10 protein-coding genes are annotated in these 13144 nt (G+C 74.0%); 1 reads left to right on the top strand and 9 read right to left on the bottom strand.

Going from position 1 to position 13144, the window contains the following annotated elements:
- Positions 1 to 323 precede the first annotated feature (323 nt).
- Positions 324 to 1130 (bottom strand): hypothetical protein, encoded by an 807-nt coding sequence (locus C1701_RS13810; RefSeq protein ID WP_245588859.1) that lies wholly within the window; start codon positions 1128 to 1130, stop codon positions 324 to 326.
- Positions 1131 to 1406: 276 nt separating this feature from the next.
- Between C1701_RS13810 and C1701_RS13805 the strand changes: the two genes are divergently transcribed.
- Positions 1407 to 2156 (top strand): hypothetical protein, encoded by a 750-nt coding sequence (locus tag C1701_RS13805; RefSeq protein ID WP_026419450.1) that lies wholly within the window; start codon positions 1407 to 1409, stop codon positions 2154 to 2156.
- 379 nt (positions 2157 to 2535) lie between these two features.
- Here the strand turns inward: C1701_RS13805 and purH are convergent, their stop codons facing one another.
- The 8 genes from purH to C1701_RS13765 form a co-directional block, all read right to left on the bottom strand.
- Positions 2536 to 4140, bottom strand: coding sequence for a bifunctional phosphoribosylaminoimidazolecarboxamide formyltransferase/IMP cyclohydrolase (gene purH / locus C1701_RS13800; RefSeq protein WP_051314114.1), 1605 nt, complete (start codon positions 4138 to 4140; stop codon positions 2536 to 2538).
- A complete protein-coding gene (gene purN / locus C1701_RS13795) occupies positions 4137 to 4742 on the bottom strand; it encodes a phosphoribosylglycinamide formyltransferase (RefSeq protein ID WP_026419452.1) in 606 nt (201 codons plus the stop codon). The genes purH and purN overlap by 4 nt, the downstream gene beginning before the upstream one ends.
- A 222-nt stretch (positions 4743 to 4964) precedes the next feature.
- Positions 4965 to 7088, bottom strand: a complete 2124-nt coding sequence (locus tag C1701_RS13790) for a cell division protein PerM (RefSeq protein ID WP_051314116.1) — start codon at positions 7086 to 7088, stop codon at positions 4965 to 4967.
- A 180-nt stretch (positions 7089 to 7268) separates the two neighbouring features.
- Positions 7269 to 7922: a DUF5336 domain-containing protein gene (locus tag C1701_RS13785; protein ID WP_030226463.1), complete on the bottom strand. Its 654-nt coding sequence runs from the start codon at positions 7920 to 7922 to the stop codon at positions 7269 to 7271.
- Positions 7923 to 8107: 185 nt separating this feature from the next.
- Positions 8108 to 8998 (bottom strand): succinate--CoA ligase subunit alpha, encoded by an 891-nt coding sequence (gene sucD / locus C1701_RS13780; RefSeq protein WP_026419454.1) that lies wholly within the window; start codon positions 8996 to 8998, stop codon positions 8108 to 8110.
- Between the two features lie 8 nt (positions 8999 to 9006).
- Positions 9007 to 10185, bottom strand: coding sequence for an ADP-forming succinate--CoA ligase subunit beta (sucC, locus tag C1701_RS13775; RefSeq protein ID WP_030104420.1), 1179 nt, complete (start codon positions 10183 to 10185; stop codon positions 9007 to 9009).
- Between the two features lie 185 nt (positions 10186 to 10370).
- A complete protein-coding gene (locus tag C1701_RS13770; protein ID WP_026419456.1) occupies positions 10371 to 10778 on the bottom strand; it encodes a cobalamin B12-binding domain-containing protein in 408 nt (135 codons plus the stop codon).
- A 160-nt stretch (positions 10779 to 10938) separates the two neighbouring features.
- Positions 10939 to 12645 (bottom strand): hypothetical protein, encoded by a 1707-nt coding sequence (locus tag C1701_RS13765; RefSeq protein ID WP_051314117.1) that lies wholly within the window; start codon positions 12643 to 12645, stop codon positions 10939 to 10941.
- Between the last annotated feature and the right edge of the window lie 499 nt (positions 12646 to 13144).

Raw genomic sequence — 13144 nt, 5'->3', positions numbered from 1 at the left:
GTGACGCCGCCCCGGGCGGGGGACCGGAATCCTCGCTCCCCTGGCCGGAGTCGGCCGCCGAGGGCGCTCCCCCGGGACCAGCACCGTCCGGCACCGCACCGCCCCCCCGCTCGGGGTGCCGCCCACCGGCTCCGGCAGCCACCCCCGGGTCCTCGACTCCACTCGGGGGTGACGTCGGCGAACGCCGGGAGCCTCGCGCCCCCGAGCCGCCGGGGAGGGCGGGTGGGGCCACACCGCCCGCCCGGGACCACTCGGCCGCGGTGGAGGGGGCGGGACCACCCGCCGGGTGGTCCCGTCGTCCGCCCAGCCCACCCAGGGCCTGGTCACACACCGGTCAGCCCCGTTCCCGGGCCGACGACCCGGGCCTGGCCGCCCGCCCACTGGCCGCCCCCGGCCAGGAGGAGCTCCGCGTCCTCGCTCCCGGCGAGGACGCGGCTCACACCCGGGACATCGGCGTTCCGGCCGGCCGCGTCCTCCGGGGTGGACGAACCGGCCGGCAACGTCAGGCGAACCCGTCGGGGTCTCGCCGCGGCACCCCGACCCCTCGCCCGCACGGACACCGTTCGCTCCAGGAGACGACCATCGCCCCGCCCCGGCCCCTGCCAGGTCGCCTCCGCGCAGCTCAGTTCGAGGTCGGCTCCCGGCCAGGGCTCCCGCCCCACCACCGGGAGCAACACGGCCGACCGCTGGCGTGCCCTGGCGCTCAACCGCCGGAGCCGGGTCTCCCCCACACCCGCGAAACCCGCGACCACCACCAGCTCGATGCCGTCCAGCAACGCGCCCACCACACCGGGCAGGTCGGGCCCGGGGTCAGGGACCAGCGGCATCCGGCGCACGGCCACCCCCGCCTCGGCGGCGGCCAGCACTCCGACGGCCGGCATCCCGACCACCGCGGCCCAGGAGCCAGCGGTCGTCGCCTCGGCGAGCAGCGACAGGAGCAGCGCGGTGGACCCGCGCACCGCCACCGTGCTGCCCCTGCGCAGACCACCCCACGGAAGCAGGGCGGCCAGTTCCGTTCGCACCGGCAACACACGCGGAGCCCCCGGACCAGCGCCCACGGCCATCCCCGACGCCGTGGCCACCCCGTCCATCGCGCTCAACGAGGCCACTGATGCGGCGACCACCAGCATCCCCTTCCGTGCCGGGCGACTGTCTCCACCAGACGGACACGACTGGTGGGCGGCCGAGCTGGTGCTCCGGCCGCGAGACCGCCACCGGGGGGAAGCCGGCGGACATGGGTCGGTGCACCCCACGACGGGCACCCCAACCAGTTGTTCGAACGCATGTTCGAACACGCTCCAGTAAACCCATTACCGGGGCAGACGTCAAGGGGCGCCCCCGACATCACTCGAGCGATACCGTGAACACCGGCCGGACCGCAGCGCCCAGGAGAAGGGGATCGTGACGTGAGCCAGCCGCCCCCACCACCGGAGAACCACGACAGGGCCGTCCCGCCACCCCGGGGAGCCATCGCGGTCCCCAGACCTGGCCGTCCTCGCGGCCGCCTCCGAGGAGCGGTCGCGCTGACCGGTGGCCTCGCGGTCCTGCTGGCCGGCGGCGGAGGCGTGGCCTGGTACCTCTCCCGTCCCGCCGAACCCGAAGCGGCCCCGATACCGCCCCCGACCTCCAGGGCGGCGCTGGACCACTGCGCCCTGGTCAGCGAGGAGTCGCTGCGAGCGGCGGGCACCCCCGACTTCCAGCCGTTCTCCCCTCCCGGGTCGAACGGCCCACCACCCGGCCAGTTGGTGGACGGCACGGCCTTCTGCTACTGGGGACCGCCGGTCGGCGCCACGGGAGGAGCCCCGGGGAACAGCCTCGCGGTCACCTTCGAGCGCCACCGGAGCGAGTCCCCCGGTAGGGCCGACGCGGAGGCCGCCGACTGGCTGGCACAACTCCGGCGGGACGGGCCGTCCGGCGAGGACGGGTTCCGGACGCTGCCCGATCTCGGGGACGAGGCCGTCATCCGCACGAGGACCCGGTACGACCAGGACGTCGAGGCCCATGCCGTCGCCCGGGCCGCCGACCTCGTCGTGCAGGTCGTCCACAGCGTCGGTCACCGACCGGACCAGGACGGCGCCGACGCCACCCACGCCAGCCGGATCGCCGAACACGTCGCCAGGGAGGTGCTGACCGCGCTCGCCAGCCGTTCGGGCTGAACACCCGGTCCCACGCGCGCCCTCCCCGGTGGCACCGGCCATCCGGCCCACGGGGTGGAGGCCGGGCAGCGATGAACGTCGCGCTCACCCGTCCCTGGCCACTCGATCAGTGCCGTTCTCGCGGGTTGACGACGCACCGGGCGAGCTGGCCCGCGAGCCACCCAGCTGTCCCTGTGACCGACCTCGTCAGGTCGCGACGTGCCCGTCCACCGGGTACCAACACTCCCGGGTGCCATCACGCCTACCCGAATGGCCGGCGGGGCACGGTCGGCACGCCACCGGGAGCGCTGTCCCCACCGGGGGCACCGGTGACCTCCCGCCGGCGGCCCAGCGGGAGGCGTGCCGACGCGGCTGGTCGGAACCAGCTCACGCCCCGGGCTCAGTGGGCGAAGTGCCGGGTGCCGGTCAGGTAGAGCGTGACGCCGGCCCGCTCCGCGGCCGCGATCACCTGGGGGTCGCGCACGGATCCGCCCGGCTGGACCACCGCCCGGACCCCGGCCTCCAGCAGCACCTCCAGGCCGTCGGGGAACGGGAAGAAGGCGTCGGACGCCGCGACCGAACCCCGGGCCCGGTCCCCCGCCCTCGACACCGCCAGCCGGGCCGCGTCGACCCGGTTCACCTGCCCCATGCCGGCGCCGACGGTGGCGCCCTCGTTGGCGAGCAGGATCGCGTTGGACTTCACCGCCCGGCAGGCCCGCCAGACGAAGGCGAGGTCGGCCAGCGTGGCCCCGTCGGCGGGCGCACCGGTCGCCAGGGTCCAGTTCGCCGGGTCGTCGCCGTCCGCGTCGATCGCGTCCGAGGTCTGCACGAGCAGACCCCCGGAGACGGCCCTGGTCTCCAGGCCGCCCCGCGTCGGAGCGCCCGCCACCAGGATGCGGATGTTCTTCTTCCCCGCGAGGACCTCGACGGCACCCTCCTCGTAACCGGGGGCCACCACGACCTCGGTGAAGATGTCGGCCACCTGCTCGGCCATCTCGACGGTGACCGGCCGGTTCACCGCGATGACCCCGCCGTAGGCGCTCACCGGGTCGCAGGCGTGCGCCTTGCGGTGCGCGTCGGCCACCGCGGCCGCCCCCGCCAGTTCGGACACCGCGATGCCACACGGGTTGGCGTGCTTGATGATCGCGACGCAGGGCGACTCGTGGTCGTGGGCCGCCCGCCAGGCGGCGTCCGCGTCCACGTAGTTGTTGTACGACATCTCCTTGCCGTGCAGCTGCTCCGCCGTGGCCAGCCCCTCGGCGCCCTCGGTGGCGTAGAGCGCCGCCCGCTGGTGCGGGTTCTCGCCGTAGCGCAGCACGGCCGCCCGGTTCCAGGTCTGCCCGGTCCACCCGGGAAAACCACTGCCCTCGTCGTCGGGGGCGAGTTCGCCGCCCATCCACGAGGCGACCGCCGTGTCGTAGGACGCGGTGTGGCGGAACGCGTCGACGGCCAGCGCCCGCCGCTCCGCCAGGGAGGTTCCGCCCGCGCGAACCCGCTCCAACAGCCAGTCGTACCGCGAGGGGTCCACCACCACCGTCACGTTGGCGTGGTTCTTGGCGGAGGCGCGCAGCATCGCCGGTCCCCCGATGTCGATCTGCTCCACGCACTCCTCGGAGTCCGCGCCGGAGGCGACCGTCTCCCGGAACGGGTAGAGGTTGATCACCAACAGGTCGAAGGGCGCGATGCCCAGCCTGTCCAGCTGCTCCCGGTGCGACTCCCGGCGCACGTCGGCGAGCAGACCCGCGTGGACCCTCGGATGCAGGGTCTTGACCCGGCCGTCCAGGCACTCCGGGAAGCCCGTGAGCTTCTCCACCGGGGTCACCGGCACCCCGGCGTCGGCGATGCGGGCCGCCGTACCACCGGTGGAGACGATCTCCACGCCCGCCGCGTGCAGACCGGTGGCCAGTTCGAGCAGGCCGTGCTTGTCGGAGACCGCGACCAGCGCGCGGCGGATCGGCCGCCGGTCTGCGTCCTGGTCGGCGGTCTCGGTGTGGCCAGCGGTCACGGGATGTTCACCTCTCGTCCGGTCACGGTGCAGCCTTCCCGGGCCAGCCGGGCGACCGTGTCGACCAACAGCCGACGCTCCACCGTCTTGATTCGCTCGTGCAGGCTGTCCTCGGTGTCCCCCGGCAGCACCGGCACCGCCTCCTGGCCCACGATGGGGCCCGTGTCCACCCCGCCGTCGACCAGGTGCACGGTGGACCCGGTGACCTTGACCCCGTAGCGCAACGCGTCCGCGACGGCGTGCGCCCCGGGGAACGCCGGCAGCAGGGCGGGGTGGGTGTTGAGCACCCGTCCCTCGAACCGGCCGAGGAACCTGGGCCCGAGGATCTTCATGAAACCAGCCGAGACGACCAGGTCCGGCCGGTGGGCGTCCACCGCCTCCGTGAGCGCCGTGTCCCAGGCTTCCCGGTCCGGGTGGTCCCCCAGCCGGACGGTGAAGGTCGGGAGGCCGGCGCCCTCGGCACGAGCGAGCCCTCGGATGGCTGGGCGGTCAGCGCCCACCGCCGCGAGGGTCACCGGGAAGCCGGGGGTCCCGGTGGCGTCGATCAGGGCCTGCAACAGGCTGCCGGAACCCGACACCAGCACGACGACCCTGGCGGGCACCGGTAGTGCGAGCCGGACGGACGCGGGGTCGACATCCGAGTTGGGGGAGCTCAGCGTGTTCTCCTGATCGCTCGGCCGGAGGCGGGACAGTGAGCCGTCCCGGGCAGGGGTCGCGGCTGATCAGCGACGGTCGCCCACCCAGGAGGAGCGCCCCCAGCGTAGTAGCGGACCGTCCCGCGCCGGGCGTGAGGGGACCCCGGGCACGACGCGGAGAACCACCGGTCACTCCTCGTCCCCCCGGGGCCACACCGGCTCCCGCTCGCCCGGCCGGTTCGTCGCCCCGTCGCCGGCCGGCCCGGGGGGTGGGATCCGTGGGACGTCGTCCTCCGACTCGGCCGGAACCGGGGCAGGGGTTCGCGTCCCGCGCCCCCCGCCCGCCGCCCAGGACCAGGACTCCGCGCTCGTCCGCCAGCCGTCCGAGCCGGGGCGGTCGTCGTGGCCGTCGGCCTCGCGGGGAGCGGGCGGGCCGGGCTCCGCGCCGTGTCCCTCGCCGGGGAGGCTTTCGTCGGCCCGGGTGCCTGGGGTCGTCCTCGGACGACCGGCGCGGGAACGCCGCCCTGGCGCGCCCCGACCGCCGCCCGACGTCTCCCCGCGCCCGCCCCGCCCCCGTCGACCGCGGCCCTCCCGATTTCGGGGGCGGGGGGTGCCATCCCCTGGTTCCGGGACGGCGCCGCCGGGGACCCGGTCGGCCCGCGAGGGGGACCCGGACGACGAGGTGTCGACCACGGGGGCCTCCGGGGCCCGCCCGGCGTCCCCGGACCACCGAGGCCCGGGGACCGCCGAGGAAGCCGGATCCCGGACGTCCTGAGTGGCCTGGGCATCCCCGGGCCACTCGCCGCCAGTCCCGTCCGCCGCCGCGACCGTTCCACCGTGGACGCCTTCGTGCCCCGCCACCTGGTCCTCGACGGTCGCCGCCGGACCCGGCCCGTCGGCCTGGTCCTCGCGTTCCTCCCTCCGCTCATCCGGGGAAGCGCCGTCAGCCTCGTCATCCGACGCGTCGGCCACCTCCACGTCGTCCGGCGGTGTCGGGTCGTCGGCGTCCCGGCCGGGGTGCCCGTCGTGGCCCTCGCCCGGCGTCGGGGCGCCACCCGCCGGGCCGGTGACCGATGCCGAGGGGTCGGTCACCGAGTGGTCGGCGGCACCGGCGGCCGTCGAGGCGGGCCGACGGGGGCCGAGGAACCAGGCGAGGAGCGCGCCGGGCACGGCGACCCAGCAGAAGACCGCGCTGGCGAACTCGCCGGCGGGGACGCGCATCGCGCCGAAGGGCCCGTCGGCGAGTTGGCCACCCGCGAGCAACGCGGCCGCGAACGCTCCGGTCGCGGCGACGGCCGCCGACACCGCGACCGGCCGCAGCCGGGCGACGGGGTTGGCGGCGTCGCCCCGGCATCGCCAGCCGACCAGCAGACCGCCGGCCAGGGGGCCGAGCACCACCGGCGCCCACGCCAGGTGCGGCCCCGTCCCGGGAACCGCCGCCAGCAGTGGGACGTCCGGGACGGACGCGGACTCCAGCCAGAACAACGACAGCTCGAGCTGGCCGAGCGACACCGGTACACCGGTGCAGAAGGCGGCGACGGCCAGGAGCATGTTCGGGAGGTAGGCGAGGGAGAGCAACAGGAGGCCCAGCGCCGCACCCGCGCCTCCCTCGGTGGTGAACAACTCGGCGGCGCGCCCTGCCGCGAACCCGAGGGCGACGACGAGGACGGCGGCGGCACCGGCCGCCACTGCCGAGAGCGCGAGGGCCGCGCCCCGGAAGCCGAGGGTGACGTGGGCCTCCGCTTCGGTGAACAGCCGGCGGTGCCAGCCGTCGACGAGGGCGGTGCCCACCAGCGCACCCGCTCCCGCCAGCAGACCAGGGTGGAGCGTGGCGGTGAGGACCGAGACCACCACCGGCCCCGAGCCGGGTGCGAGGCTGAGGGCGAGAGCCACCGTCGAGTGCGCCAGCGCGGTCGATCCGACGATCCACCACACCGCGCGACCCGCGCCACCAACCCGCCGGCAGGCGGCCCCCGCCGCCGAGGCGACCAACGCGACCAGCAGGGCGGTCGGCAGGAGCGGCAGCATTCCCAGCGGGTGGTCGGCGATGAGGAGCGGCACCTGGAAGGCCGCCAGCCAGCCGGCACCGGCCGCACCCAGCACCGACGGCAGCGACAGCTCCGGCGCGCCGGCCAGCGAGAGCACCAGGGCGATGACGGCGGCGACCCCGAGGTAGCCGAGCACCAGACACCCGCTCGTGGCGGCGAACACGATCCGGACCCGTTCCCACCGCCCGGCGGGCTTCGCCGCCTCCGGGGTGGTGGCCTGATCGTCCTCGGAGCGTCGGGCGCGAGCCGTCTGCATCGTGATCATGTCTGCCAGACTGACAGAGAAGGTGCTCCGATCAGCCCAACGAGACTAGCTCTTTCGGGTGAGAAAAACGGCGGGCCGAGGCCCGCCGTTCCCCTGGTCACGTTGTTCGGTTGTCGTCCGGCCGTCCTGGTGGTCCACCGGTCCCCGCGTCGGTGGGCGTCGTCGGCCAGGTCTGGGGCGTCAGGCCCCGCTGCCGCCGGGGGGAGTCCCGGGCTGGCCGTACTGGCCGGGCTGCTGCGGCTGCTGGCCGTACTGGCCGGGGGCCTGGCCGTACTGGCCCGGCTGGCCGTACTGCCCGGGGGCCTGGCCGTACTGCTGCTCCTGCCCGTACTGACCGGGCTGGGGCTGCCCCTGCTGCGGGAACCCGCCGCTGGCGGGGTTCCAGCCACCCTGCGGGTAGGCGGGCTTCGGCGTCAGCTTGATGATCTTCTGCTCCAGCAGCCACGCCACGACCAGGGTCGCGGCCTGGAGCAGTCCGACGATGAGGGCGATGACCGGGACGGCCTCCATGTCCCCGGAACGGTGCACGATGACCTGGAGGAAGGTGAGGGCACCCAGCACGGAGAGGAGGGCCGCCGGCAGCAGCAGCCGACCCATGTCCGGCAGCAGGGTGAGGCCCGCGAGCACACCGGCGAGCAGCATCGCGGTCAGCGACGCGCCCGTGCCGGTGATGTCCAGGTAGACGCCGCCCAGGTCCTCAGCGAAGGCGAGCAGGTAGACGACCAGGGCCAGACCGGCCCCGGCGAGGGTGAGGACGAGTTGGAGGTTGAGCCCTCCGCTTGTGGGGGCCGGGCCTCCGGCCTGCGGGGGCTGGGCACCGTACGGGGCGGACATGGCGGGGTCTCCTCCACTAGGACGTGAACCGGCTGATCGGCTCCAAACGCTAACCGATACCGGGCTTGGACGGACCGATGCCCGGTCGCGTTCCACACGAAGAGCAGAGTGGGGCCGGTCTCCGCCCCGCGGAGTCCGGCCCCACTCTGCTCCCGGTGACCGCCCGGTCACCGGCGTTCACGCGCTCAGCCGAGGTTCTGGAACACCTCGCGTGCGAGCTGCGCGGTCTCGCTCGGGGTCTTGCCGACCCGCACGCCCACGGCCTCCAGCGCCTCCTGCTTGGCGGCGGCGGTGCCCGCCGAGCCGGAGACGATGGCACCGGCGTGCCCCATCGTCTTGCCCTCGGGGGCGGTGAAGCCCGCGACGTAGCCCACCACCGGCTTGGTGATGTTCTCCTTGATGTAGGCGGCGGCCCGCTCCTCGGCGTCCCCGCCGATCTCACCGATGAGCACGATGAGGTCGGTCTCCGGGTCCTCCTGGAAGGCGGCCAGCGCGTCGATGTGCGTCGTCCCGATGACCGGGTCGCCGCCGATGCCGACGGCCGTGGAGAAGCCGATGTCCCGCAGCTCGTACATCATCTGGTAGGTCAGCGTGCCCGACTTGGACACCAGACCGATCCGGCCGGGGCCGGTGATGTCGGCGGGGATGATGCCGGCGTTCGACTTGCCGGGGGAGATGACGCCGGGGCAGTTCGGGCCGACGATCCGGGTCTTGCCGCCGGTGGCGACGGCGTGCGCCCAGAAGGCGGCGGTGTCGTGCACCGGGATGCCCTCGGTGATGACCACGGCGAGGCCGATTCCGGCGTCGATCGCCTCGAACACCGCGGACTTGGCGAACTTCGGCGGAACGAAGATCACCGTCACGTCAGCGCCGGTGGCCTCCATCGCCTCGGCGACCGTCGCGAAGACCGGCAGCGCCTGACCGTCGAACTCGACCTTCTGCCCAGCCTTGCGGGGGTTCACGCCGCCCACGATCTGAGTACCGGCGGCGAGCATCCGACGGGTGTGCTTGCTGCCCTCGGACCCGGTGATCCCCTGGACGATGACCTTGCTGTTCTCGTTGAGGAAGATAGCCATCTCTGGTCTCACGCCCCCTGCGCGGCGAGTTCGGCGGCCTTGTCCGCCGCCTCATCCATGGTCTTCACCTGGACCAGCCCGGGCAGCGCCGCCTCGGTGAGGATGCGCCGGCCCTCCTCGGCGTTGTTGCCGTCGAGGCGGACGACGATCGGCCGGGTCACGGCCTCCCCCCGGCTCTCCAGCAGCTGGAAGGCGCTGACGATGCCGTTGGCCACCGCGTCGCAGGCGGTGATGCCGCCGAAGACGTTGACGAACACGGACTTCACGTCGGCGTCGGAAAGGATGATCTCCAGGCCGTTCGCCATCACCTCGGCGGAGGCACCACCACCGATGTCGAGGAAGTTGGCCGGCTTGGCGCCCCCGTGCCGCTCGCCCGCGTAGGCGACGACGTCCAGGGTCGACATGACGAGGCCGGCGCCGTTGCCGATGATGCCGACCTGGCCGTCCAACTTGACGTAGTTGAGGTCCTTGGCCTTGGCCGCGGCCTCCAGCGGGTCCTCGGCGCCCTTGTCGACGAGGTCCGCGTGCGCCTCGTGGCGGAAGGCGGCGTTGTCGTCCAACGTCACCTTGCCGTCGAGCGCGATGATCTTGCCCTGCGGGTCGCGGACCAGCGGGTTGACCTCGACCAGCGTCGCGTCCTCACCGACGAAGCCGTCCCACAGCTTCACGATGACGTCGGCGACCTGGTCGGCGACCTCGGCCGGGAAGTTGGCGGCCTTGACGATCTCCTGGGCCTTGGCCAGGTCGACGCCGTTGATGGCGTCGACGGGCACCTTGGCCAGCGCCTCGGGCTTGGTGGCCGCGACCTCCTCGATGTCCATGCCGCCCTCGACGGAGGCCATGGCGAGGAAGGTGCGGTTGGCACGGTCCAGCAGGAAGGAGAAGTAGTACTCCTCCGCGATGTCCGAGGCTGGGGTCACCAGCACCCGGCGGACGACGTGCCCCTTGATGTCGAGGCCGAGGATGCCCTCGGCCTTCTCCTGGGTTTCGTCGGGGTTGTCGGCGAGCTTGACGCCACCGGCCTTGCCACGCCCACCGGTCTTCACCTGGGCTTTGACGACGACGGGGACGCCGAGTTCCTCGGCGGCGGCCCTGGCCTCGTCGGCAGTGGCGGCCACGGCGCCCGGCAACACCGGCACACCATAGTTAGCGAAGATGTCCTTCGCTTGGTATTCGTACAGGTCCACTCGAGTCTCCTGCGACGTCGGTGTCGGACTCAGCAGACCCTAGCGACCTGCGGGGACGCACGGGAAATCGCTGGCGGTGAGGTCAATCACGGCAGTGAGACGCATCGCACCGCCGGCCGGGGAGAGGGCGTCCGCGTCGTCTGACCGCCGGCTCCACGCGGACGCGAACGGACCCCGGCCCGAGGTCACGCACCGGCCCCCTGGGCCACGTTCCCGCGCACCCAGTCGACGATCTCGTGCGTGGGCGCTCCCGGGGTGAAGATCCGGGCGACACCGAGTTCGGCCAGCCTCGGCAGGTCCTCGTCGGGGATGATCCCGCCGCCGAACACGACGACGTCCTCGGCACCCTGTTCCCGCAACAGCTCGATGACCCTGGCGAACAACGTCATGTGGGCACCGGAGAGCACCGAGAGCCCCACCGCGTCCGCGTCCTCCTGCAGGACGGTCGCCACCACCTGCTCCGGGGTCTGGTGCAGGCCGGTGTAGATGACCTCCATCCCCGCGTCCCGCAGTGCCCTGGCCACGACCTTGGCGCCGCGGTCGTGGCCATCAAGACCCGGCTTGGCGACGACGACTCGAATCCGACCGCTCACGGTTTCCTCCTGGGGCGCACACGGGCACAGGCGGTGGCCAGGATCGCTGGCGAACCGCTGTCGCCCACGGGACGACGTTGTCCTCGGGGTCATGTCACACGAACCGCCACCCACCGCGCGAGGTGTTCTCCATCACCATCCGCCACCATCCGCCGAGAGACTAACGGCTGCCCTGGAACGTCGCCGCGCCCCGCCGCGACCGGGCGGCGAGCACCGCGCCGACCACGAGGGACACCAGGCAGCACCCGGCCAGCCACAGCCCGGCCCCGGGAGCGCCGTCCGCCACCCTCGCCACCGTGAGCGGGAGTTCGAGCATCCGCAGCGCGAGGAGGGCGGCCGCTCCCAGCAGGAGCCCCACCGCCTGGCCCGGCCGGGAGAACGGCGCGAGCGCGGCGGCCACGACAACGGCGATCAGGACCACGACCAGGCCAAGCGAGGCCACCCGGAAGTCGTTCCACAGGCCGGCGGCCGCGAAGTCCCGACCGGTGAGCACCGGGAGCCCGAAGGCCCCGACCGACCAGAGCAACGTCATGGCCACCGGTACCGCCAGCACCTGGTTGACGGTGCGCTCGCTGAGGTCGACGTCGTCCCGTTCCCCCGCCCCGGCGACCAGGGCGAGCACGCCGGCGAGCACGGCCAGCGGAACCGAGGCCATCGACGCCCAGGCCCCCGCCCCGAGTTCGACGCCCGGGTAGTCCAGCGTCATGAGGACGGGCTCCAACGCGCTCGTCACGGCCAGCGGAACGGCTGTCCAGCCGACGACGAAGGCGGGGCGGACCGCGACCGACCAGCGGGGCACCAGCATCGCGACCGACAGCCCGACCACCAGGAGCCCAGCGGGAACCAGGAGCCGGGCGGGGTACTCGGGCGGCTGGTCGGCACCCGTCACGACGACCAGCTGCCGCCCGGTGGCGGCGAGGACCGCCGCGACACCGGCCGCCAGCCCCGCCAGTCCCGCCGCCCGCCGCAGCCGCGCGGAGCCGGGCAGCACCACGGTGTCCGCATCGGGGCGCCGCTCGCTGGGCCGGGCCGCGCGCAGACCGGTCACCAGCCCGAGCGCGGCCAGCAGGGCAGCGGCGAGCAACGCCACCACGGGCCCCCAGCCCGCGCGCAGGTCCGCGCCGAGCAGGCCAGCCAGCAACACGGGCACCTCGAACCACGCCAACGCGAGCGCGGCGCCCACCAGGCCGCCGAGCACGGACTCCCCGGAGGAGGAGGTGGCGGCGAAGGTCGCGGCCAGCACGACGGCGACCGCGACGACGACGAGGCCGAGGCGTTCCCAGCCCGCCCCCTCCAGCGCCCCGCTCGGGAGGAGGTAGGGCGTCTCGGACTCGAACGGTCGCGTGAGGACCCCCGCCGCGGCCGCGACCGAGACGCACAGCACCAGCGCCAGCAACCCGGGTGAGCCCGAGGTGGCGCGGTTCTCGCCGCCGAACCCGTCGACGAGCCGGGCCCCGCCGTCGCCGCCGGTCGGTTCGGACAGGGCGAGGAGCCCCGCCAGCAGGACGAGCAGTGAGCCCACGAGCGAGAGCACGAGCCCCACCGATGGCGAGACCGGGTCCAGGGTGTCCAGGAGGAACAGCTCCGGCCGCGCGGCCAGGGCAGGCTCGACGGCGACCTGCACGTCGAGGACCAGGCGGCCGAGGGCGACGAGGGCCGGCCCCAGCAGCACCCACCTGGCGGCCACCGGCCGCCCCCGGGTGATCAGCAGCAGGCCCACCGCCGGGGCGAGGAGGCCGACCAACGCCATCCACGGCCACGAGGCGTAGGCGGGAGCGTGGCCCCCGTCGGTGACCCCGACGACCGGCGCCAGTGCCACGAGCACCCCGCCCGCCGCGGCGACCACCAGTGCGACACGCAGCCTCATCAGTGTGCTGACCTCCCGTGCTGTCCACGTCGGCGGCGAGTCGGCTGCCGGCGGGCTCCGTGGTCCCCTCGGCGCCCAGCCCCCACCGCGCCCGGCCGGTCCGGTTCTCCGGGCCGCCTCGGTCGATGTCGGGTGGCGGCGTCGTTTCCGGGCCCTTCCCGCGCCCGGGAGCGAGCCCTGGGTGAAGCTAACAAGGTCACGGGCTGAATCGCCGGAGCAGGCGGCCGTGTTGGTTGATCTTCCCGGATCGCCTGTCCGTCGCAGCGGGCGGCTACCGAGCGCGACGGGCCCGGCAGCGACGACCCCGGTGCCGGCCCCCGGCACCCGCCCATCCGAGCGCTGTCCACAGTGCCATCACGACCGTCGCTGACCTGCAAGGAAGTGACGAATTCAGTGGCACATCAGGAAAATTCGCCACCACTTCCCCTCGTTCGGGTGACATATATCACGTTTCACCCCGAGGTCCCGCCCGATCGACGCACCAGTACCGGCCATCCGA

It is taken from the genome of Actinoalloteichus sp. AHMU CJ021 (assembly GCF_002895405.1).
Lineage (GTDB): Bacteria > Actinomycetota > Actinomycetes > Mycobacteriales > Pseudonocardiaceae > Actinoalloteichus_B > Actinoalloteichus_B caeruleus.
The sequence above is the reverse complement of the archived record's forward strand: the minus strand, read 5'-3'. Positions and strand labels throughout refer to the sequence as shown.